The organism is Bacillus sp. FSL R5-0523 (assembly GCF_037975295.1).
GTDB lineage: Bacteria > Bacillota > Bacilli > Bacillales > Bacillaceae > Bacillus > Bacillus subtilis.
Genome location: NZ_CP150251.1, coordinates 187,945 through 211,924, shown reverse-complemented (window position 1 = coordinate 211,924; position 23,980 = coordinate 187,945). Strand labels below are relative to the sequence as shown.

20 protein-coding genes, 5 tRNA genes and 1 pseudogene are annotated in these 23,980 nt (G+C 42.1%); 6 read left to right on the top strand and 20 right to left on the bottom strand.

All coding sequences use genetic code 11. From position 1 onward, the window contains the following. Positions 1–316: 316 nt before the first annotated feature. From NYE53_RS01190 to NYE53_RS01095, 20 genes and pseudogenes are all read right to left on the bottom strand, one after another. Positions 317–581: pseudogene (locus NYE53_RS01190) on the bottom strand (glutamine--fructose-6-phosphate aminotransferase); the annotation flags it as partial. Between the two features lie 101 nt (positions 582–682). Then, entirely contained in the window at positions 683–1,855 is a 1,173-nt protein-coding gene (locus tag NYE53_RS01185) for an MFS transporter (protein ID WP_339246778.1), read from the bottom strand. A 126-nt stretch (positions 1,856–1,981) separates the two neighbouring features. Beyond that, positions 1,982–2,284: a metalloregulator ArsR/SmtB family transcription factor gene (locus tag NYE53_RS01180; protein WP_003234907.1), complete on the bottom strand. Its 303-nt coding sequence runs from the start codon at positions 2,282–2,284 to the stop codon at positions 1,982–1,984. Positions 2,285–2,766: 482 nt separating this feature from the next. Next, a complete protein-coding gene (locus NYE53_RS01175) occupies positions 2,767–3,141 on the bottom strand; it encodes a DUF2294 domain-containing protein (protein WP_339246776.1) in 375 nt (124 codons plus the stop codon). Positions 3,142–3,198: 57 nt separating this feature from the next. After that, on the bottom strand, positions 3,199–3,489 hold the full coding sequence (locus NYE53_RS01170; protein WP_014475635.1) for a DUF6407 family protein: 291 nt from the start codon (positions 3,487–3,489) through the stop codon (positions 3,199–3,201). Between the two features lie 62 nt (positions 3,490–3,551). Beyond that, on the bottom strand, positions 3,552–4,079 hold the full coding sequence (locus tag NYE53_RS01165) for a carbonic anhydrase (protein ID WP_339246773.1): 528 nt from the start codon (positions 4,077–4,079) through the stop codon (positions 3,552–3,554). A gap of 76 nt (positions 4,080–4,155) precedes the next feature. Continuing rightward, complete coding sequence (locus NYE53_RS01160) at positions 4,156–6,771, bottom strand: YbcC family protein (protein ID WP_339246771.1); 2,616 nt, start codon at positions 6,769–6,771, stop codon at positions 4,156–4,158. A gap of 14 nt (positions 6,772–6,785) precedes the next feature. After that, entirely contained in the window at positions 6,786–8,303 is a 1,518-nt protein-coding gene (locus NYE53_RS01155) for an NADH dehydrogenase subunit 5 (protein WP_339246768.1), read from the bottom strand. Between the two features lie 1,071 nt (positions 8,304–9,374). Then, positions 9,375–9,998 carry an undecaprenyl-diphosphatase gene (locus tag NYE53_RS01150; RefSeq protein ID WP_339248468.1) on the bottom strand — a complete coding sequence of 208 codons (624 nt, stop codon included), beginning with the start codon at positions 9,996–9,998 and terminating at the stop codon, positions 9,375–9,377. A 289-nt stretch (positions 9,999–10,287) separates the two neighbouring features. Continuing rightward, positions 10,288–12,090: a glutamine--fructose-6-phosphate transaminase (isomerizing) gene (glmS, locus tag NYE53_RS01145; protein ID WP_339246767.1), complete on the bottom strand. Its 1,803-nt coding sequence runs from the start codon at positions 12,088–12,090 to the stop codon at positions 10,288–10,290. Positions 12,091–12,523: 433 nt separating this feature from the next. Then, positions 12,524–13,870 (bottom strand): phosphoglucosamine mutase, encoded by a 1,347-nt coding sequence (gene glmM / locus NYE53_RS01140; protein ID WP_014478651.1) that lies wholly within the window; start codon positions 13,868–13,870, stop codon positions 12,524–12,526. Between the two features lie 18 nt (positions 13,871–13,888). Next, positions 13,889–15,343, bottom strand: coding sequence for a CdaA regulatory protein CdaR (gene cdaR, locus NYE53_RS01135; protein ID WP_327829091.1), 1,455 nt, complete (start codon positions 15,341–15,343; stop codon positions 13,889–13,891). Beyond that, the gene (gene cdaA / locus NYE53_RS01130) at positions 15,336–16,157 is read right to left on the bottom strand and encodes a diadenylate cyclase CdaA (RefSeq protein WP_003223651.1); all 822 of its coding nucleotides are present in this window, start codon (positions 16,155–16,157) and stop codon (positions 15,336–15,338) included. The genes cdaR and cdaA overlap by 8 nt, the downstream gene beginning before the upstream one ends. A gap of 160 nt (positions 16,158–16,317) precedes the next feature. Further along, on the bottom strand, positions 16,318–16,944 hold the full coding sequence (rsiW, locus tag NYE53_RS01125; protein ID WP_015252964.1) for an anti-sigma-W factor RsiW: 627 nt from the start codon (positions 16,942–16,944) through the stop codon (positions 16,318–16,320). 13 nt (positions 16,945–16,957) lie between these two features. Beyond that, positions 16,958–17,521 (bottom strand): RNA polymerase sigma factor SigW, encoded by a 564-nt coding sequence (gene sigW, locus NYE53_RS01120; protein WP_014478649.1) that lies wholly within the window; start codon positions 17,519–17,521, stop codon positions 16,958–16,960. A 230-nt stretch (positions 17,522–17,751) separates the two neighbouring features. After that, a tRNA-Gln gene (locus NYE53_RS01115) sits at positions 17,752–17,823 on the bottom strand. Positions 17,824–17,827: 4 nt separating this feature from the next. Beyond that, positions 17,828–17,912, bottom strand: a tRNA-Tyr gene (locus NYE53_RS01110). Positions 17,913–17,934: 22 nt separating this feature from the next. After that, positions 17,935–18,007, bottom strand: a tRNA-Thr gene (locus tag NYE53_RS01105). A gap of 4 nt (positions 18,008–18,011) precedes the next feature. Continuing rightward, a tRNA-Val gene (locus NYE53_RS01100) sits at positions 18,012–18,087 on the bottom strand. 3 nt (positions 18,088–18,090) lie between these two features. Next, positions 18,091–18,165, bottom strand: a tRNA-Glu gene (locus NYE53_RS01095). Between the two features lie 179 nt (positions 18,166–18,344). Here NYE53_RS01095 and NYE53_RS01090 point away from each other — a divergent pair. The 6 genes from NYE53_RS01090 (at position 18,345) to amiE (ending at position 23,962) form a co-directional block, all read left to right on the top strand. Continuing rightward, positions 18,345–18,800, top strand: a complete 456-nt coding sequence (locus tag NYE53_RS01090) for a DUF523 domain-containing protein (RefSeq protein WP_327829092.1) — start codon at positions 18,345–18,347, stop codon at positions 18,798–18,800. Between the two features lie 12 nt (positions 18,801–18,812). Next, positions 18,813–19,295 carry a GNAT family protein gene (locus NYE53_RS01085; RefSeq protein WP_014475628.1) on the top strand — a complete coding sequence of 161 codons (483 nt, stop codon included), beginning with the start codon at positions 18,813–18,815 and terminating at the stop codon, positions 19,293–19,295. Positions 19,296–19,404: 109 nt separating this feature from the next. After that, positions 19,405–20,319: an N-acetylmuramic acid 6-phosphate etherase gene (murQ, locus tag NYE53_RS01080; protein WP_327829093.1), complete on the top strand. Its 915-nt coding sequence runs from the start codon at positions 19,405–19,407 to the stop codon at positions 20,317–20,319. Positions 20,320–20,335: 16 nt separating this feature from the next. Continuing rightward, a complete protein-coding gene (locus NYE53_RS01075) occupies positions 20,336–21,187 on the top strand; it encodes a MurR/RpiR family transcriptional regulator (protein ID WP_251187350.1) in 852 nt (283 codons plus the stop codon). Between the two features lie 25 nt (positions 21,188–21,212). Continuing rightward, positions 21,213–22,580, top strand: a complete 1,368-nt coding sequence (locus NYE53_RS01070; RefSeq protein WP_339246764.1) for a PTS transporter subunit EIIC — start codon at positions 21,213–21,215, stop codon at positions 22,578–22,580. 56 nt (positions 22,581–22,636) lie between these two features. After that, the gene (gene amiE / locus NYE53_RS01065) at positions 22,637–23,962 is read left to right on the top strand and encodes an N-acetylmuramoyl-L-alanine amidase (protein ID WP_339246761.1); all 1,326 of its coding nucleotides are present in this window, start codon (positions 22,637–22,639) and stop codon (positions 23,960–23,962) included. The last annotated feature ends 18 nt before the right edge of the window (positions 23,963–23,980 follow it).

Sequence of the window (23,980 nt, the reverse complement as noted above, 5' to 3'; positions counted from 1 at the left end):
GAATATTTTCTTGTTCTATAAACAAAACGTCAAAAAGACGATCCATTCTGTTATAAAAATTCTGATGCCTAATAGATTGACAAACAATCTCTTCAAGGAAATTAAATCAAGAGATTATTTTCAAATAAACTTTAGTGATTAAGAAAGCAATGACTTTGGTTAAATGAATGAAGTCTCCAGTAATTTAAATCAAATATCTATACTAAAAACCCCTTCGGCTAAAATATCCAAAGGGGTTAAACATCTTACTCCACAGTAACAATCTTCACAAGGTTACATCACAACCGAGATGCAGGGCAGCATTAGTAAGCAATCAGCTGCAATCGACAACGGGAAACAGAGCAAGCGCTGTGTTTACTTCCGGCAATACAAATATGTCATCCGCATTGTCTAGGCCTTTCAGCGAGATGATGCAAGTGTTTACTCCCTAAGTGGCAACTTCCTTGACGTTTACGCGGATGTTCAGGTTTACGTTCTCTTGTGTTTCCAGTGTTCGATCAAGGCAATCGTACCGTACTTCAGATCGCCGCGGCAAAGCCTTAAGAAATCTCTTTCAGCTTCAGTGCGCCTTCGACACATACAGAACGATGTCGGCCCTTGGAAGGCTCATGCATGGACTGACTTTGAACGCTTATAAAAAAACACCCGCTTATATAACGAGCGGATGTTAGATCTTTCGAAATTATTGATTGATATCTTTTAACGTCTGTTTCGGTTGTGAATGAAAAATCCTCAATGATGCAATAATGGCAATCATAACCCCTAACGCACCAACCCAGGTAATCGAGGCCAATGATACGTTTTCCACAAAAACCCCTCCTATTCCTGCGCCGACCGCCATGGCGAATTGCATCATTGACTGATTCATGCTAAGTAAAACACCTGACATTTCCGGTTCTATTGTAGCCAGGTGAAATTGCTGTGTCGGACCGGTGGACCATGCGGCAAACGACCATAATATGAGAATCACCAACACGCCGATATAGGAATGAGTAACAAGTGACAGCAGAATCAGTGTGACGATATGCAATGTCATCCCGCCAACAAGTGTAAAGGACACTCCCCATTTGTCGGTGCTATATCCCCCAAACTTCGATCCAACCAAACTGGCAATTCCAAATATAAGCAAAACACCGCTAAGCAGCTTGCCGTTTATACCTGAGATGTTCAAGAGATACGGCGATAAATAAGTGTAAGCAACAGAATATCCCCCGAGCCAAAAGAAAGTGATTGATAATCCCATAGCCACTTTCCGTTTTTTAAAAAGAGCAAGCTGTTGAAGTAAAGGCACAGGCTTATCCCCTTCAGTATGCGGAAGAGTAAAGAAAATAACGACCATCGCGATCAATCCCAACAAAGCAATGGCACCAAATACAGACTTCCAGCCTAATGCTACTGCTATCATTCTTCCAAGCGGAACACCTATGATTAAAGAAGCGGTAAATCCCATCACGACCGTAGCGATGGCACTGCCCTGCTTCCCTTCCGATGCAATCTTAGCCGCAATCGTTAATGCGGTGACAACAACCACACCTGCTCCCATCGCCATAATGATCCGCGCTGCAATAAACCATCCATAACCAGGCAATACAAAAGCCAGGACATTACCGAACACAAACAAACCTAGGGCATACATCATCAATTTGCGTCTATCCATACTTGCTGTCAACGCCATAAGTATGGGTGTAGAAAGAGCATATACAAGTGAGAAAATGGTAATAAGCTGGCCCGCGGCAGCTAAAGTGATCCCGAGAGTATGAGCAATTTGATCCAAAATTCCGGAAATGATGTACTCTGAGGTTCCAACTAAAAAGCTGACAATGGCTAAAATATAAATTTTCCAAGTGTTAGACATAAAACATTCACTCCTTAATCATTAATAAACATATCACGAATTATCGATATGTTATTATAAAAAATAAACACATCGTAATATGTCGATATGTATGGTGTAAAAATAAACATCTTTTGATGTTTATTTTTATATCTCTGTTTTAAGAAAGTCAGCAAGTTTCCCAATGGCTTCTTCATCTCTTTTGTAATATGTGTACTTTCCAATACGCTCCGCCTTAATCAAGCCGGCTCTTAAAAGGATGGTAAGATATTGAGAAGCTGTCGATTGCGTCATTTTCAATTTGTCTGTTATTTGACTGACACATACCCCGATTGTGTTCATATCAATCCCTTCATGGGGTGCAAAATGACGATCGGGCTCCTTCAGCCATTGTAAAATTTGCAGCCTTGATTCATTTGATAAGGCTTTGAATACTTCAATTGGTTCCATATCGATTATTATATCGTTATATTCCGATATGTCAATCCGTTTTTTGGATATATTTAATTGAAGGTTTATCTCTGACTAATTCCGTGAAATGAAACTGAAGACAGCATATCAATTTTGTTCACCGCTTAAATTTATCATCAAGCTTTACGAAATTGGTCTCATAATCATGTCACTAAACACTTGGGGGAACCCGGCAGGTGACAAGGATGTTTTCAAATATTGTTCAAGTGACTAATCACCAGCATCAAATTTATGTATTTAAAATAGATGTAAAAAAACATCCGCACATAACAACAGCGGATGTTAGATCTTTCGACAGGAATAACAAGACAGTGTACTATGAATTGACATCTCTTTATGTCCGCTTAGGATATGAATAAAAGTTATCAATGATGCCATAATTGTAAAACAAAAGAATCGGCAGTTCATTATGTTCAATTCACAACAAATTCCATACCGTCAAAACATTTATTTTCTTTAGATTATAAGAGCTTTTCCAAATTTTTCTCTAGATCATTATATAATTTAAACACCATCACTCGTTCACCTGTCCGGGAGCTTAAATCAGTATGAAAACTTTTCACTTTTTCTCCGGTTATTTTTAAGATAATATCCTTAAGGCCTTCTATACCTGATTCGACTAACTCCGAACGAGTTTGTTTGATAGATAACATTCCCTCTTTTGATCCACAAACTACATATTCGGCTGGTGTTAAAATCCCTTTTAAATTGACGATGATCATGTCCCGCAATATATCAGTCTTAACAGATACAGACCCCCGCCCAAGATAATCCTTCTCCCATTGAGTAATGGACTTACTGATCTCTGATTCAATAGAACCCTTCGACTTTTTCATATCTAATACATCTCCTGAGCAAAAAAATTGGCATATTCTATTTGTGATTTCGTCTCATTAATATTCTCTTACAACATATCCTTCATATACACCTTCAATATCCAAATCAGTTTTACCGTTTCTTGTGACCACTATCATTTTGGATAACATATTTTCTTCCATCATAGAGTGGACATGCAAAAATCGAACGTTTCCTGAATGGGTTTCCTCAACTTCTTCATAAGATTTTAGATGATAAAAATCAATTGCTTTTCTAATTAGTTTTTTCATACATTCCATATTTTCACGATCAAACGAGTTCATTTCCTCTATTGTTTTCGTGACAAAATCAGTTAAATTAGCGCTCATACAATCTCCTTAGAACTGCTTTCTCCATATATGGGTGCGTTAGAAGTTGAACCTGCATTTCATCATGACAAGCAATGATCAGGTAAGGCTTGACCTGTTTTAATAGCTGGATCCTCCACAATTGAGGGTTCTCCATCCTTATGATGAACGAATAAACCTCTAACTTTAACATATGACGGCACTAGGGGATGATGTCGAATCATATCAACACTTTTTTCAATGGTGTCACTGCTATTTTCATTTAGCCATTCATCGACCGTACCACCAAAAAATTCAGGCTTGCAATTTTGAAAGAGATAATCCAATGTTTGTATTTTATCTTTCATTGTTTCAAGTTGAGTTAGTCCATTACCTGCGGAAGTCTTCTTATCTTTTGTTCCTACTACAAAAATCTCCTCAACATCTTCCTGGTAAATCGCAAAAATAATAGACCTCATGATTTCTCCATAAGGATGTGAAATACTGGCACCATAGCTTTGTATAGTCAACATATTCTCTGCAGAAGTGTTAGTCGCTTCTTGTAAAATAGGCTCCAAACCGTTTTCAATATCCGTCAAAAATAATACTTTTTTATTTTGGTTTACATTCATACAGCACACCTCTTCCTTATGTTTATTATTTTTATTTTGAATAACAAATCCATTTGATAAATGCTTAGATTCATCATTACCAGCTTTCCCAACATCCTTCTGGATCAATATTAGCCAGTCGGACCCATCCATTTTGAACTTTTTGCAGAAATGCTGAGTCATGATTTAATAACCGTTCTACATATTCTCTAGGTGCTTGGATGAGTATCAATAAACGAAGAGGAGAATGATAGGCCTCGTGATCTGATTCCATGACCGATTGCCAAGGCAGTCCGGCTAACAAGTCGCTTGCATTCCCCTGCATAACGCCGAGACCTGCAGTAACGGTTTGAGTTGCTTTATTTCCGCTGCCATAATAATGAGGTGCTACCGTTGATGCGTAATATTGTAAATTAATCCATTGGGCTACAGTTCCAGGTCCTGCAATAATATTTGCTAGGAGTTCACCGCTTTCATCCTGCTTCCAATCATAATTATGGAGAAAGGCTCTGCCTTCCAAATCACAATCCTGAGTTAGTTCACGTTTACCGATAATAAAGGCGGCATTACGAGCCAGTCCCCATTCCGGACGTATCTCACTCCAATCTTCCGCAAATCGGTTTGCCTCAGCCTTCGGATTTTTTAGCTTCGATTGGAAATTCGGTAATTGGGCTAGACGTTCTGCGTTTACATGATGTCTCACTTTCGGCATAACGGCTTCAATTTGTTCAAATGCTTCTTGTGCAGCTTCGGAAAGCTCTGGTACATAAAGCCAATGTAATTCATCTACTGTTGTATTATGTTCAGCTGCCGCAAAAACCGTATCCTCAGGAATTTTAATTCCTTCAGCTAAAAGAGCTTCTCGTACCTCTGATAGATTACATAAAGCAGCTAAAACTCTTGCATTGAATCCACCGGCCGCTCCACCGCAGGCACCACAATCAAGGGCTGCAGAATAAGGATTATTAGTACTTTGACTGCCATGCCCGCAAATCACGACCAATGGTGCGATGTTCTCTGTTAACCCCATCATTTTTAATGCTTGGCGAGCATAGTTCACTTTTTCTTCATCAGTAAAACCCACAGGTATTTCTGCCTCTGTAGCATCATGATGAAGCGAGAGTTTTGTATCAGGTTTGCGTAACCAAGCCTCACGCAGATTACGAATGAAATGACCCGCCTTTCTTGGCATAAAGCTACGGGCTGCCATTTGCAGAGTAAGCCAAGGTCCGCTTAGCTCAGGCAGTAGTAAGCTCGAGAGCGCATTCTGCTTCATCGTTTTAAAGGTATGGCTTAAAGAATGAATTGCTTGCTTCCGTTGATTGTATTTTTTGAATACATCCTCATCTGCAAACTCTTTTATTTTATTTTGCGGTTTTTGTATGATCGGCAAGGAAGCATGACTGTGTTTACTGCCAAGTTCACAAGTTGCAATCGGCACCCCGAAGAAACCAGCAATACCAATCGTTTCAAACGGGCCTTCTTTTTCTAGTTGACGACGAAAAGGTTCTGATCGTACATCGATGCAGAATGCTAATTGAGCTAATGCAGATTTTTTACGGCCGGTTTCACGTTGTTTCGAGATGATCTTCTGGCTTAATCGATCAGTGTACGTTTGTTCCCAAGCTTCTAACCAAAGTTTCTTGCGAAGTTTCTCATCAAAGCTGTAGGCAAATGATAAATATTCGTTTTGTTCAATGGCCGTCATCTGTGACCATTCTTCTAATGTAAGCCCACCCCAATGAATCCAAGCTGCTATAAGGGGAGCAATTGAAATTGTTTTCTTAGATCGTTCATTAGTCAAAGGTAAATATGGCTTTATAAGAGCCAACTCCATGGATATTCGAACCGCTAAATATTCTGTTAGGAGTGCATGTTCGTGGCTCGATTGTTGGGAGCGCCAAAGCATCATCCCTGCCCATCCAGGTAATGAAAGTAAATGACCTTCAAGATAAGTCTGGATTTCTGACTCTGGGATTTCTAGTGCGAATAAAGCTTTCTGTAAAGCCAAATGTGCCTCTTTCGGCCAACCCTTTACCCTTTCTCGCTGCTTTTTGCTAAGTGCTGGATCATATTGAATAAGATGCTGCCAAGCACGATAGAAACCTTCCTCACGATTAGGCATTGTCCAGCCTGCTTGAGAGTCATCAAGATATAATTTACTCCACTTAATGACATGATGATCTAGTATATTGACTAGCCTTTCACCATCTTGATTCTCTATATACGAACTTAGTGGTTGCATAAACACATTCTCGATATGATCCAATCCACTACATTCACCTACTAATTTCTCCAGCTCGTGTGATGATAAAAGGTCGGAAGGCAGGGGATCTAACTTTAATGCAGCATGACAAAATCGCTCTGCCACGTCCCGTGGGATGTGATAAGAATGTGAATCAAGCCAACGCTGCAGCCCCATTTCCACAAAATCTTCATCAATCTCACCTTTATTCTTTGCTGAACGGATCATAGACGCACTAGGGTATATATCAACATCGCGAGTGTTTTTCAACCAACTTGCAACCTGATCAAAAGGTTGGTTTTCAAGTCCCATCCACGGATTACGTGCAGCAAATGTAGAAATAGGCCAAAGTGGCGCAATCACTCGGCTGGCAGATGTAATGAAAACGTTAAGATCCCTTTCTTGAACATCAATATCTGTATCTATCTTTTTTACATTATCTTTCGTTAATACGGATGTAATGCCCATCTCAGATTAGCTCCTTATGAAATATATTGTTTAAGGTAGTCTGGGTGACTCTCTACTGACTTTGGTTTTGCTTCACCTAATCGAACTAACCAAAGATAGAGCACCGCGAAAAAAAAGGAAGAACGATAACGAGCAACCCATGTACCTAAAGCACTGCCAAATAATAAGAGACATACGACAATCATGACAGCTGACATTGGAGGTTGAACACTTTGAAAAATGGTTGTATGCAGCCACTTATAGAAAAGGTTATGAATGATAAAATATACGAGGGCTGCTCCTCCTAAAACAGTTAAGCCGACAATTCGGCCAATTCGGCCCTCTCCAAAAGCGACAAGCTGAGTCCAAGAAACGGACAATGACCACCCTAAGATCAGCGCACTAATGAATTGATACCCGTCTCCAGGAGCAGTGAGCCAAAAAGCAACACCTATCACTAAGGCTAACGCACGACCAGCCACGAGCCATAAATAGGATGATCTCTCCTTAACACGAACCGACACTTCATGACGCCCTACTGCTGAACCAGCTTGTAGAAACAACGTAGCTTTGAATAAACCATGTAAAATAAGATGAATAATGGCTGCTATATAGGCGCCTAATGCACACTGAATGAGCATAAACCCCATTTGTCCAATCGTGGAGCCTACTAACTGGCGTTTATAATCAACCTGGACTAAACTAATTCCAGTTCCAATCAATACAGAAAGGCCAGCAAGCAGAAGTAAAATAATCGAAGCGATACCACCATGAAATAGAGGTGAAAATCGAGTTAGTATTATTCCTCCTGCATTTACTAAACCTGCATGCATAATTGCAGAAACAGGGGTTGGAGCAACAATAGACTCAACCAACCATCTTTGGAATGGCCATTGACCTGCAGGAATGATCACCGCTAGTACAATCAATAGCTGAATCCCTGTTCTCTCCCATTCTCCCAGCCCAGCTAAACTTTCATTTGTTACAACCAATGATAGCTGCCATTGACCTGTGGCATGAAAAAGCCACATCATCGCAAAAAACAAAGAAAACCAACTTAACAAAAATAACCGGCCAGAAATTTTGGCTGCTTCACTAGCCACTTGCCAAGCACTGTTTAACCTAATAAGTAAGGTTAATCCAACAAGAGTCGCTCCCCAAAATAGAACCATCAAGCGGAGATCACCACTTAACCATGTCATTGAAGCAGCTCCTGTTGTGAAAGTAAAAAGCGTAAAATATTTTCGATAAGATCGATCCCCCATTAAGTAACGTACAGAAAAACGCTGAATGATGAATCCAATTGCAAGAACAAAGAAAGTCATTAAACAAGCTAAGGAATCTAAGTGCCAAGGGCCAACATTTCCACTCACACCACTATTGGCAAGAATCAGTAAGGAAACCAAAAGTGGTAAAGCCAAGATCCCAATATGAATGCGAACAAAACTCAAGGGTACACGCGGATGTAAAAACAATAGTCCACTAATCCCAGAAGCCATAAGCATAATAAAAAATAATGTTAATAATGATGACAAACTCAGCGAAACTAACATTCTAAATTCTCCCTTTTTTAAAACTCATTATTGGTCAAAAGACCTTTCAATCAGATCATATTTGTTTATTATTTATTTCAATTTTTATTTATCTCTATTTTTTTCCAACAAAAAAGCCGACAACTTCAAAATTTCAATGATTATGTTAGATCATTGAATCCTGAAAATTGTCGGCTTCACTTCAACTAACTTCCTGCGAAGTTTTTTGAAGTGCTGCCTTATTATTTATCATTTTACTTTATACAATATTTTAAGTTCATTCTAAAGGAATGAAATCACCGCTACACTTTAATATAGTGCTTGATTATAAATAAATCGACTTATGCTTCTCTTTCGCTTAAATTAGGATACTTTTTCATCCTGTCAAGATTAGTTGAAAGAATGCTAAAGACCTAATAATGTAACAAACGAAAATAAACATCTGGTCGCGATTATTAAGATAAATATAAGATATGCTAAATTTTAAACATTGTCAAGATGTTGGAATACAGAGAATGAAGTATCAAATCCTTCTTTCCCTTTAAATATACATCCTGAATCTTTATCCAAGGCTTATGATATCTATCACTTTAATTTTTTGTAGAAATACAAGAAGAATTTTATAATCATTTTTCTATTTTCTTGATTAGTAAATAACTGGGTTCAATTAGGAACTATAAATAAATACTGGTTCCTACTTTATTTTCAACAGCCTTAACGACCAAGAAATTGAACTAGCTGTGTGGATAGTGTTATAGCTAGAATTCCCCAATTTCTCCGTAGATATCACTTTCCTTAAAAATACCTTCTATAATATTTTCATATTCTTATGGCAATCCTAAATATCAGTAAAATTAAACATAGCCATCTTTAAAACAAAAAACCCCTTTGGCTAAAACTGTAGCTTTAAAATAAAGGTTGATCAAAAATAACACATGAACCTTCAGTTTACGGCAAATTTGAAGAATCCATAGAAAAAAAGATAGATCAAAATGGATTCTACAGCTTTGAATACAGATGGAATCTTTATAAAAGAGTTTATCATTTTAGGTTACGATTTTTTGAACATTAGCACCCGATTGTTGAATAAATCTAAAGGTTTTTTGACTTGTTTTCCTTTCTTTTGAAGCGATAAAGAAGTATGTTTTCACATTTTTCATAAATTTTCATGGCAGTTTGAGTAATATTTAGTTTAGGGAATGTTAAATATATAAAAGTTGAAACTGCTAGGCTTATTAATACTCCTGCTAAAACATCAAAAGGATAATGAACCCCAACCCATATACGGGAGACTCCCACAAGAACAGCTAACAATACCCATAAAATTGACCAGCCTCTCTTAAAGAGCCAGAATGAAATACAATATGAGAAGAATAAAATTGTATGGTCACTTGGAAAAGAATTGTCTTTTTCTTTATGTATCAGTTTATTAACCTCTCCCAATTCAACAAAAGGTTGATAATTCGAGTGAAATATCCCTGAAACCTTCCCTATCGTAAAGGCACAAATGAAAGCGATAGATGCACAAAGAATCATAATTCTATTATCCGTATCTCTTGTAAACCAAATGAAAAGAATACTTAGTGCAAGTAAAAAAACCATATATTCAGCAATAAAACTAAATACAGGATTCAAAAAGGGATGTTCTTTTCCTAAGTCATTAACTAGTCTAAACAGTGATATATTAACTTCTGAAATATCCAAACCCAACACCATCCAATCTCTTTTTAGAACATAATAAAAGAAAATTAGATGACCTGCCATCGAACCAAATTACATTATTTGAGATTAAAGTTACATTTTTGTAAGATTGGTGTCACATCATTTATGTAAAAAGGGGACCAAAAATCAATTGGAATCCCCTTATAATTTTTAGTTACCTGCCTCTTTAGTTAAAATAGAAAAATACCCTTAGACATAAATTATCTAAGGGGAAAAACAACATTTTTATAAACGTCGTAACTTTATTTTAAAGCCGCAAAAATAACCAAAGGGGTTAACATTTTTACTCCACAGTAACACTTTTCGCAAGGTTACGCGGTTTATCAACATCACAGCCGCGATGCAGTGCAGCATAGTAAGCGATCAGCTGCAATGGAACAACAGATACCAACGGAGCAAGCGCTGGGTTTACTTCCGGCAGTACGAATCTGTCATCCGCATCGTCTAGGCCTTTCAGTGAGATGATGCATGTGTTTGCTCCGCGAGCAGCAACTTCTTTGACGTTTCCGCGGATGCTTAGGTTTACGTGCTCTTGAGTTGCCAGTGCGAATACTGGTGTTCCTTGTTCGATCAAGGCAATCGTTCCGTGCTTTAGCTCACCGCCGGCAAAACCTTCTGCCTGGATGTAAGAAATCTCTTTCAGCTTCAGTGCGCCTTCGACACATACGAAGTAGTCAAGGCCGCGTCCGATGAAGAAAGCATTTCTGGATACAGTCAGGTATTCACGAGCGATCATTTCCATTTCGTCTTTCTGGTCGCATAGAGCTTCCATTGCGTTTGCAGCAATACCGAGTTCTTTGACGAGGTCAAATCCGATATCGATGCCGTTTTTGTCAGCAGCCACAGAAGCAAGAACCGCAAGAACTGCGATTTGTGCAGTGTATGCTTTCGTTGACGCAACAGCGATCTCAGGACCTGCATGAAGCAGCAATGTATAGTCAGCTTCACGAGAAAGCGTTGATCCAGGTACGTTTGTGATTGTCAGGGCTTTGTGTCCGAGCGCTTTGACTTGAACGAGAACCGCGCGGCTGTCTGCTGTTTCTCCGCTTTGAGAAAGGAAAATGAAGAGCGGTTTCTTAGACAGAAGCGGCATGTTGTAGGAGAATTCACTCGCTACATGCACTTCAACCGGCACGTTTGCCCACATTTCAATATATTGTTTACCGACAAGTCCTGCATGGTAGCTTGTTCCGCAGCCAATGATATAGATGCGGTCCGCTTCCGCTACAGCGGCAGCGATATCGCCAGGCACAGACAGCTTGCCGTTTTCATCTTGATACGTTTGGATGATTTTGCGCATGACAACAGGCTGCTCATCCGTTTCTTTCAACATGTAGTGAGGGTACGTGCCTTTTTCGATATCACTGGCATCAAGCTCAGCAATATAAGACGCACGTGTAATCACGTCACCATCAAGGTTTTTGATGACGACTTGATCATCAGTGACAATAACCATTTCTTTATCCATCAGCTCAACATATTCGTTGGTTACTTGAAGCATCGCCATTGCATCAGATGCTACGACGTTGAATGTATCTCCAAGACCTACTAATAGAGGGCTTTTGTTTTTCGCTACAAAAATCGTTTCTCTGTTGTCGTTATCGAATAAAGCAATTGCATAAGAGCCTTTTAACAGTGTAAGTGTTTTGCGGAACGCTTCTTCTGTCTCAAGTCCTCCATTGACGAATTGCTCGATTACTTGAACGACTATTTCTGTATCGGTGTCACTTTTGAGCTCTACATCTTGCAAATACTCTTGCTTCAGCTGAACATAGTTCTCGATCACGCCGTTGTGAACAAGTGTAAAGCGGCCCAGTGCGCTTTGATGCGGGTGAGCGTTCAGATAGCTTGGTTCGCCGTGTGTAGCCCAGCGAGTATGCCCAATTCCGGCTTTCGCTTCTACATTGGCATCCACAACTTCACGAAGATCTGCAATGCGTCCTTTTTCTTTGAACACATGGATTCCCTGTTCGTTGGCAACAGCAATACCAGCAGAGTCATAACCGCGATACTCAAGCTTTTCTAACCCTTTTAATAAAATTTCCTTCGCATCAAGCTGACCGATATAACCTACGATTCCACACATATTTTTCTTCCTCCTAAGATTGTAAAAGGAGACGAAGAAAGTCAAATTTCAAGGGGACTTTCAATCGTCCCCTCCTACATGTTTTTTGGAAGATCATGTGATTTCTCTTTGTTCAAGGAGTCACCCCCTTGGTTTGAAGAAATCCTTACGGCTGTGATCTGCATACTCAGCCGGGAGGCATCCGCCGAAAATTCGATAACCTCCATCCTCGTCAACTAAGCCTTTTTCCGGGCGCTTAGTTCGGGCGCTATAATTATAGGTAAAGCAATAATTCCGTCTTCTTTTCCTATTGAGAAAATAAGAACAAGACAAGCTTGATTTTACAACATGTGGCATAAACGGTCAATTGTTTTTTAAACAACTTTGCCGTATGTCTCACAATTATCTTATGTAAACCTCGCTTGTCTTGTTCACTCTCTGATAATAGACTTCGTTACTCTAATCCCATTTCTGACCGGACGACTTCAACAATGCGATTGACATACTCATCGCACAGCTCTTTCGTCTTCGCTTCAGCCATGACACGGACGAGCGGTTCAGTTCCAGAAGGGCGCACCAAAATCCGGCCGTCGCCGTTCATTTCTTTTTCAACTTCAGAAATAACTGCTTTTACTTTTTCATTTTCTTCAACTTTATATTTATCAGTCACTCTCACATTGACTAACAGCTGCGGGAACTTCTGCATTTCAGCTGCAAGCTCTGACAGCGGCTTGCCTGTTGCTTTCAAAGTGTTCATCAGCATAATAGCAGACAATAATCCGTCCCCTGTCGTGTTGTAATCAAGGAAAATAAGATGTCCTGACTGCTCTCCGCCGACGTTGTAGCCGTCTTTTTTCATTGCTTCTACTACGTAGCGGTCGCCGACAGCTGTCTGCACGCTTTTGATGCCTTCTTTTTCGAGCGCCTTATAGAAGCCGAGGTTGCTCATCACGGTTGAAACCAAAGTATCATCCTTTAAACGGCCCTCTGATTTCAGGTGTTTTGAGCATATGTACATGATTTGGTCGCCGTCTACAATATTTCCTTTTTCATCTACAGCAATCAGGCGGTCGCCGTCACCGTCGAACGCAAGACCGAGATCCGCGTTTTTCTCTTTGACAAACGCGCTGAGCGCTTCGGGATGAGTCGAACCGACGCCGTCATTAATGTTTAATCCGTTCGGGGAAGTCCCCATTGTAGAAACATCTGCATCTAAATCAGCAAACAGGTGTGTAGCCAAGGATGACGTTGCGCCATGGGCACAGTCCAATGCCACATGAATGCCTGTGAAATCTTCATCAGCTGTCTGTTTTAAGAATTGCAGATATTTTTGTCCGCCTTCAAAATAATCGTTTACAAGTCCAAGGTCTGCTCCGACAGGTCTTGGCAGCTTATCCTCAGGTTCGTCCATCAGGCGCTCAATTTCAGCCTCCTGTTCATCAGAAAGCTTAAATCCATCTCCCCCGAAGAATTTGATGCCGTTATCCTGCACTGGGTTATGAGAAGCGGAAATCATGACGCCCGCCTCTGCATCCATCGCTTTTGTCAAATAAGATACACCTGGTGTAGAAATGACACCCAGGCGCATGACTTCTGCGCCAATGGATAAAAGTCCGGCGACAAGGGCTCCCTCCAGCATATGGCCGGAGATGCGTGTATCGCGGCCTATCAGCACTTTTGGACGTTGTTTGTCTTTTGTCAGCACATAACCGCCGAAACGTCCGACTTTAAAGGCCAGCTCAGGTGTAAGCTCACTATTGGCGACACCTCTTACACCGTCTGTTCCAAAATACTTGCCCATTTTATAATCGCTCCTTTTTTATTCCGATGAGGATTGTGAATTCGCAGTGGATTCATCCTCATCCTGATCTTGGTTTTGATCTTTATTTTCGTCTTGGTTTTGATCGTTTTTGTTTTTATCAGTGTTCTTTGTATCTTCTTGCTGATTGTTCTTTTGATCATTTGTTTGTTTATCTGTGTCATCCTGGGTCCCAGATGTATTGCTGCTGTTATCATTCGTTGATGTATTGCTTTTCTTAGACGTCAGCTTGATTTTGGCGTTTTTCCGCCCCAAGGACCAAGTTACATTCTGTGGCCCGTTCACTTCAAGCTTCACGCTATGCTCCCCGTCCTCTAAATCTGAAACATTCACATACAATTCAATATCTGATTTTTTCAGTTTTTTTATATTCGTGGGAGAGCCTTTAGCCGTTACATCTATCGCTTGTGATTCAGGATCAAGAAATTCAATGTTTTGTGAGCTGCTCAGCCCTACAGTCTTGATAGGGACATTCTCGAACTTCTGATCCGCTTCACTATCGACTTCTATATGCAAAGTCACCTTTGACGGTGAGATTTTTTTGACACCGTCAGGAAGCGGAATATCTGCCTCGATATCGGAATCCTTGTTAATTTTACTTAAATCTAAGCTGACGCCGTCAATAAATTCAAGAGAATCCAACACATCCTGTGAGCCGTAAACCGTTACCTCACTGGGGCTGGATTCAATATTCGCTATGCTGACACCGTCAGGAAGGCTTCCTGTCCGTTCAATTTTAAAGGGCACTTTTTTACTCGGGCTTGTCACCGGAACGGTAATCTTGATGACCGAGGGCTCCACGTCGACAGGAAGCGCGTTTCCGTCTTTATCATAGACAGTCACTTTCGCTTCCTTTTCAATCGTTTCATCTGCGTTTTCCAAATTCACTGAAGCTTTTACAAGAGAAATATTATCGATCACATTTTTCGATCCGGTAATCTGCACATTTTTCGGACTGACAATCGGCTGCTCCGGAGAATAGCCTTTTTTCATCTTGCTTTTGTTGTAGTACTCCACTTCTACGGGAAAACTTTTGGTCGTCCGTTCCTGAATGGTCACTGTCGTAACAGACGGATTAATTGAGATTGTCAGCCCATCCGACACGTTTTTGGCCTTAAGCTCAACCTTATGTGTGCCGGTTTTCAAATGTTCCATATCAGCATATATTTCAAAGTTTTTGGTCTGCCGAGCCTTTTTCACGGCGCTTGTCGAGCCTTTTATCGTGACATTAACCGTTTGCGGAACACCCGTCACGACGTAATTTTCATCATCATAATACGCTTTAACCGGAATATCAGTCAGAGTTGCTTCATCAGTTGTTGATGTCGGAAAGAAAGATTCACCCGGTTTTTTCGGAGTCGGTGCTTGGTTGCTGTTAACCGCCACATAAAGCAAGAGCGCGAAAAGCAGAGCAATGATTTTCACAGCCCAGCGGTTGTTTAAGAATTTATCCATTTTTCTTGCCCCTCCAATACCAGCGGTTAGAAGAAGTGTCTCTGGTGTTTTTCTTAAACTCGGCTTCAAGCATTTCTTTCAGCGCTTCTTCTGTAAGCTCTCTGTGAAGGTCGCCGTTCTTTGCCACACTGACGCCGCCGGTCTCTTCAGACACAATAATCGTCAAACTGTCTGTTACTTCACTGATACCGACAGCTGCTCTGTGCCGCGTGCCCAGTTCTTTTGAAATAAACGGGCTCTCAGAAAGCGGCAGATAACAGGCGGCCGCGGCAATTTCATTATTTTTCATAATCACCGCACCGTCATGAAGCGGGGTGTTTGGGATAAAAATATTGATCAGCAGCTCAGAGCTGACTTTGGCATTCAGTGGTATGCCGGTCTCAATATAATCCCCCATTCCAGTATCCCGCTCAATGGTCAGCAGGGCGCCTATACGGCGTTTCGCCATATAATTGATCGCTTTTGTAATGGCCTCAATCGTTTTCTGCTGCGCTTCTTCAACAGGCGTGCCGCTCCTCGAAAAAAAGCGGCCGCGGCCTAGCTGTTCAAGCGCTCTTCTCAGCTCAGGCTGAAAAATAATAATAATTGCTAAAAATCCCCATGTTATCGCTTGGTCCATCAGCCATTGAAGTGTGCTGAGGCCCAAATATTGGCTGGCCATACGAACAAGCACGATGACTACAATTCCTTTTAACAGCTGAACCGCTTTCGTGCCGCGTATCACCATAATCAATTTATATATCACATACCAAACAAGGAGAATATCAACGGCATTGCCGAGGTACTGCAAAAAAGGGATATCCTCAAAAGCCATTTCCTCGTCCTCCAAGATTTCAGTCATTTCGTATTTTGTGTTTTACGTGTTACGCATATGTACTTTACATAGCGAGCCCATTATACCACATTTCGATTTAGCAAGTGAAATGTGCCAGCCCTCTCAGCCTGCAAAAAAAGAGCAAAGCGGCTAACGCGCTTTACTCTTCTCCGTTCGGACTGAATGCATCGAGTACACTTTTCCCCGCAGACTTCATCTTGTACCATGTCCAGTCGAATAATTGATTGATTTCTTCAATCTGACCGGTGACTTGTCCAGCAGAGGCCATATACTTTTCGCCGTTTACGACGGTTACATCCCCGTCTATTTTGCCTTTAATAATCAGCTTGCCGTTTTTAACAGTGACATCACCTTTGACCGTCTCACCTTCTGGCACGGTCACAGTATGGTTATGAACCACAAGATTCGGCTGCTTGGACACGCTGAAATTGTGGTCATTATGCCAGCTGTTAAAAAAACCTCCGCCCATCAAAATGATGAATACCGCAGCAGCTGCGATAACGGGATGGGTTCTGAACCATCTTTTTACAGAAGCTCTTTTCTTCTCCTTAGGCAATTTTGCCATGACATTAGCGGTAAAATCCGCGGGGGCTTCGACATGCGATGTGCTCCGTACGAGCGCTATGGATTTCTCCATCTCGTAAAAATGCTTTCTGCATTTCTCGCATGTCTCCAGATGTTCATTTAATACGTGTTCATCTTTTGGAAGGATATCTCCATCAAGATGCATATGCATAAGCTGCACAATTTGTTCAGGACAGCTCATTTCATCACCCCACTTAAAGATCCCTTAATTGTTTTCTAAGAGCCTCTCTGCCTCTGTGAATCCGGGTTTTCACAGTCCCCACAGGAATGTTTAGAATCTCCCCGATTTCAATTAATGAGAGTTCGTCAATATACTTTAATACGATGACTGTTCTGTATTTGTCAGGAAGCTTTAAAATTTTCTGCTGTATCGTGTTTGAGAGTTCCAGCGACACAACTGCATCTTCAGGCAAAACACCATCTGCGGCGATTTGAGAATACATGGTCAAGCCTTCCGTACCAGCCACTTCTGCATCGAGGTAATAATCCGGCTTCTTTTTGCGAATGCGGTCAATGGTCAAATTGGTCGCGATTCGATAAAGCCAAGTTGAAAATTTCCGGTTAATATCAAAACTGTCGATATTAACGTACGCTCTGATGAAAGCTTCCTGTGCAATATCCTCCGCCTCATGCACATTGCCAAGCATACGGTAGCAAAGCTGATAAATTTTATCTTTGTAAATATCTACGATGTCCGCAAATGCATTCTGGTCGCCTTTTTTGACTTGTTTAATTCTTTTTTTAATCATCATTTCCATATTTATCTAACCTCTGCCTTCACCGGTCTGTATGTATACGAGCTTCGTTTCAAAAGGTTTCAATTTTTTTATAAAATTAGTTTATCAAATTTTTGGCAGGGTGTAGATGGTAATTCGTGAATAAACTACCTTAACATATTTTTAAAATTATTATACAGACTGAACAGTTAGAAGTTGGAATGATTTTTCCGAAAAGAAAAAAGACACCTTTTGATCAAAGGTGTCTGTGACTGGGCTAGCTGGATTCGAACCAACGCATGACGGAGTCAAAGTCCGTTGCCTTACCGCTTGGCTATAGCCCAATAATGGTGGAGGGGGGCAGATTCGAACTGCCGAACCCTGAGGGAGCGGATTTACAGTCCGCCGCGTTTAGCCACTTCGCTACCCCTCCACATAAAATTTTGAAAAAACAGTGCCGGCAAGAGGACTTGAACCCCCAACCTACTGATTACAAGTCAGTTGCTCTACCAATTGAGCTACACCGGCAAGATGGTGGAGGATGACGGGCTCGAACCGCCGACCCTCTGCTTGTAAGGCAGATGCTCTCCCAGCTGAGCTAATCCTCCAAATGGTGACCCGTACGGGATTCGAACCCGTGTTACCGCCGTGAAAGGGCGGTGTCTTAACCGCTTGACCAACGGGCCGTTGTGTTCTCGTCGAGCTGACAAAAGTTATTATATACAGGTCACCCCCTGTTTGTAAAGAGAAAAATTAAATTTTTTATTTTCAAACTTTTTAACTCCTTTTTTAACTGAAAAAGCCTCCCAACTAAAGCCATTTATTTTATGATAGAGACAAGCAAAGCAAGAGAGGAGAACCTAATATGATTCTAGTCAGTTCTTGCCTTGGAGGCATTGAATGCAGATATAACGGCTCTCACGCAGCGTCGGAGAAAATCAGAAAACTCGTCGATGAAAAGAAAGCAGTCATGGCTTGCCCTGAACTTCTCGGCGGCTTCTCTACCCCACGCGAACCCGCAGAAATTATAGGAGGCACCGGCGAGGATGTCCTCAATGGAACAGCGAAAATCGTGACAGCTTCAGGAGAAGACGTCACAGAACTATATATGGAAGGCGCCGCGAAAACATTGGCTTACGCAAAAGAAATCAACGCTTCTGCCGTCATATTAAAAGAAAACAGTCCATCTTGCGGAAGCGGTTTTATCTATAACGGCACATTCTCTGGCAAAAAAATCACCGGCAGCGGAGTAACCGCCGAACTGTTAAAACAAGCGGGCTACCGCGTCATTTCGGAAAACGAGCTTGACGACATATTGTAAGGAGGCCACCACATGACTCAAGACATTTCTTTATCCTTCTATAAGCCTGAACACTTGCCCGAGCTTCAATCATTCACGCTCACCAACGATGACAAACGCTTTACCTCCCTCCCGAAAGAGGTGCTGTCTCAGGCTCTGGGCATACAGGACCGATACCCGGTTGTCATCTTAAAAGACGACCTTCCAGTCGGTTTTTTCATTTTACATGCATCAAAAGAAACGCTTGCTTCTTATTCTAACAATCCATTTGCTTTACTGCTCAGCTCCCTGTCTTTAAACGCTGTGCATCACGGAAAAGGCTATGCGAAAAAAGCCATGCTTTTGCTTCCCGCTTTTGTGAGCGGATATTTTCCATGGTGCGACGAAATCATCTTGGCCGTCAATCATCTGAACATACGCGCAAAACACCTTTATATGAAAAGCGGGTTCCTTGATAAAGGACGGCGAAGAATCGGCCCGCTTGGAGAACAGTTGATCCTTCATCATTTCTTATAGTCTTGAGTGAAATAAAATTTCAAAAATTTAAAATCATAGTTGAAATATCATAACAGAAATGAATATACTGAATATTGAGATATATCATTTTAAAACAGGGGGCATCCTCATGTCAGAATCATTAAACCTTCACCGTCTTACAACGGAATCACGCAATAGCCAAACAGTTGAAATCCACAAAGCAAACACTCTCGGCATCCTCAAAATGATCAACAACGAAGATATGAAAATCGCTGCAGCCGTTCAGGAGGTTCTCCCCGACATCAAAACAGCTGTAGACTGCGCATATGAATCGTTTCAAAATGGAGGCCGGCTCATATATACAGGCGCCGGCACAAGCGGCAGACTCGGCGTCATGGATGCTGTTGAATGTCCTCCCACCTACAGCGTAAGCCCTGAACAAGTCATCGGAATCATGGCTGGAGGCCCCAAAGCCTTTTTACAGGCAGCAGAGGGCATTGAAGACAGTGAAGAAGCAGGAGCTGAAGATTTAAGAAACATACAGCTCACTTCAAATGACACCGTCATTGCCATCGCAGCAAGCGGCCGCACACCGTACGCCGCAGGCGCCCTAAGATACGCCCGCAAAGTCGGAGCACACACCATCGCCCTTACTTGCAATGAAAATTCCGTCATCAGCAAGGATGCGGATCACAGCATTGAGGTTGTCGTCGGACCTGAGGCCATTACAGGATCAACACGTATGAAAGCCGCAACCGCTCATAAAATGATTCTAAACATGATATCTACCGCTGTAATGGTCAAAATCGGCAAGGTTTACGAAAACTTGATGGTAGACGTCAACGTCAGCAACAAAAAACTAAAAGAACGCGCCATCAGCATCATCCAAAGCCTTACAAACGCTTCATACGACACAGCAAGATACACTCTGGAACAAGCCGATCATCACGTCAAAACAGCAATCGTCATGCTCAAAACAAGCACAGATCAGAAACAAGCAAAGACATTACTCGATGAAGCAAACGGTTTCATTGACAAAGCAATCGAACATTACCATCCATGATAAGGAGAGAACTAGAATGGCCACAGGCGGTTTAGCGATCATCCAATCAATGAAGCATAAGCTCCCTCCATCCGAGCGCAAACTTGCAGATTATATCCTAGCCCATCCCCACAAAGCAATCGAAAGCACGGTCAACGAAATCAGCGCCTTAGCCAATTCAAGTGACGCTGCCGTCATCAGGCTCTGCAAATCACTCGGTTTAAAAGGATTTCAAGATTTAAAAATGAGAGTAGCGGGCGATCTGGCAAAGCCTACTTTTCAGGGCTACCGGGATATTGTTCCCCACGAGCCGCTGCCCTCCATTTCCGAAAAAACGGCCGGCAATGCCATTCAAGCCATTCAGGATACTTCAGACCTGATGGACTACAAAGAGCTTGAACGAGCGGTTTCTCTGCTTCTCAAAGCTCATACCGTGCATTTTATCGGCCTCGGGGCTTCCGGCATTGTCGCCAAGGACGCCCAGCAAAAGTGGCTTCGCATTCATAAACAAGCAACCGCGTTTACAGACACTCATCTTGTGGCATCTTTAATCGCAAATGCAGATAAAGACGACATCGTATTCGCCATTTCGTTTTCAGGAGAGACACAGGAAATCATTGAACTGTTCGCCATGGCCAAGGAAAAAGGCATCACAACGATCAGCCTCACACAATTCAGTCAGACATCTGTCTCCGCACTGGCTGATGTCCCATTGTATACAGCCCATTCCAATGAAGCCTTGATTCGAAGTGCGGCCACTTCCTCCCGCCTCGCCCAGCTTTTTATAATTGATGTTTTGTTTTTAGGCATGGCGGCTGAGCAGTATGAAACGACAATCGGTTATATCGATAAAACGAGAGCAGCCATCCAATCTATGAGAAAAAAATAAGGCATCTTGAAGGGGAGGGGTTTTAATGAGCAAAGAAAATAACTACCATCATCTCGCACAGAAAATCCTTGAGCTATGCGGAGGAAAATCCAATATTTCTTCATATACGCATTGCATGACACGCCTGCGCATTACGCCTTACGATGAAAGCAAAGCAGATGCTCAGGGTTTAAGAAAGCTTGACGGCGTATTGGGGGTCGTTGAAGCTGAAACGTTACAAATTATCCTCGGCACAGGAGTCGTCAATCATGTTACAGCTGCTTTCTCAAAGCTCGTGTCAGCAGAAGAAGGTGCCGATGTCAAAGAAGCAGCCGCCAAAAAGAAAGCCGATATCAATCGAAAAAACGCCACTCCTTTTAAACTTTTCTTACGTAAAATTGCCAGCATTTTTATCCCTCTTATTCCCGCTCTAGTCGCTTCCGGTTTAATTACTGGGATTACCAAAGCAATTATTCAAGCAGGCTGGCTCTCTGCAGACTCACAAATTGCGGTTATCCTGACAGTCATCGGATCAGGGCTGTTCACTTATCTCGGCATTCTCGTCGGTATTAACGCTTCGAAAGAATTTGGCGGGACACCCGCACTTGGGGCTTTGGCCGGGATCTTGATTATCAATCCGGAGATCGCAAAAATCAGTTTATTTGGAGAAGAGCTTCTCCCGGGCAGGGGAGGTCTGATCGGCGTCCTTTTCGCAGCCATATTCATTGCTTACACCGAACAATTTATTCGCCGTTTTATTCCTCAATCACTCGATATCATTGTCACACCCACCGTTTCACTGTTAATCACCGGAATCGTAACGTATGTCGTATTTATGCCTTTAGGCGGATTCATTTCTGATGCCATTACATCCGGCCTACTGTCCATCCTGGACATCGGCGGCATCGCTGCGGGCTTTATTCTGGGCGCAACCTTCCTTCCTCTCGTCGTAACCGGACTGCATCAAGGCTTGACGCCTGTGCACATGGAACTGATCAATTCAATTGGCAATGATCCTCTGCTCCCTATTTTGGCTATGGGAGGTGCAGGACAGGTAGGCGCGGCCTTTGCCGTTTTCGTGAAGACGAAAAAAACAACACTGAGGAAAGCAATCGCCGGCGGGCTTCCATCGGGACTGCTCGGCATTGGTGAACCGCTTATTTTCGGAGTCACGCTGCCGCTTGGCCGTCCGTTTTTAACAGCATGTTTAGGAGCTGGAATCGGCGGCGCCTTTCAAGCTTATTTTCAAGTAGCCACCATTGCGATTGGTGTCTCCGGACTGCCGCTTTCCTTTCTAGTCCTGCCTTCGCAAATCATTTTGTATATCATTGGGCTCTTTATTTCCTACGCGGCCGGCTTTTTATTAACCTATGCATTCGGATATAAAGATGAAATGGCTTCTCAGTTCGATTAAATTGTTTCTGTATTAGGGATAGTAAACGGGATAGAAGCACAGAAAGGGGCTAGCCTGTGAAAACAAAGACACTGTTCATATTCAGTGCCATTTTAACCCTATCGATATTTGCGCCAAATGAAACCTTCGCACAAACAGCAGACAACTTGGTTGAGCCGAAAACCATAAATGCAGAAACTGCACAATTCTCGACGAAGAAGCTAAGGAAGGTAGATCAGATGATAGAACGGGATATTGCAGCAGGATTTCCAGGCGCCGTTCTTGTGGTGGTGAAGGATGGACGCATCATAAAAAAAGCAGCATACGGCTACAGTAAAAAGTACGAAGGAGCAGAACTGCTGCGCCGTCCGGCCAAAATGAAAACCCGCACGATGTTTGACTTAGCCTCAAATACAAAAATGTACGCAACAAATTTTGCATTGCAGCGCTTAGTCAGCCAAGGAAAACTTGACGTCTATGAAAAAGTTTCTGCATATTTGCCGGGTTTCAAGGATCAGCCGGTTGACCTCATAAAAGGAAAAAACAAGATACGTGTCATCGATGTCCTCCAGCACCAATCAGGGCTCCCATCAAGCTTTTACTTTTACACGCCTGAAAAAGCCGGCAAGTACTATTCCCAGGAACGGGACAAAACGATTGAATATTTGACGAAAATTCCGCTCGATTATCAAACTGGGACAAAGCACGTATACAGTGACATTGGATATATGCTACTCGGATGTATTGTCGAAAAACTCACCGGTAAACCGCTTGATGTCTACACGGAGCAAGAGCTCTACAAACCGCTCAGGCTGAAGCATACCTTATACAATCCGCTGCAAAAGGGCTTTAAACCGAAACAGTTCGCAGCTACTGAACGCATGGGCAATACACGTGACGGCGTTATTCAATTCCCTAACATCCGCACAAACACGCTGCAAGGAGAGGTGCATGACGAAAAAGCGTTTTACTCAATGGATGGCGTGTCTGGGCATGCCGGATTGTTCTCAAATGCAGATGATATGGCCATACTGCTGCAAGTTATGTTAAACAAAGGTTCATACCGAAACATTTCTTTATTTGATCAGAAAACAGCCGACCTGTTTACAGCACCTTCAGCAACAGATCCGACATTCGCTCTTGGCTGGAGGCGGAACGGAAGTAAAAGCATGGAATGGATGTTTGGCCCTTATGCCAGCGAAAATGCTTACGGGCATACCGGCTGGACGGGGACAGTTACAATTATTGATCCAGCATACAATTTAGGCATCGCATTGTTAACAAATAAAAAGCATACACCAGTTATTGATCCGGAAGAAAATCCAAACGTCTTTGAGGGTGATCAATTTGCAACAGGCAGTTATGGAAGTGTCATAACCACGATTTATGAAGCGATGGAGTGAATGATTAGACGATAGGAG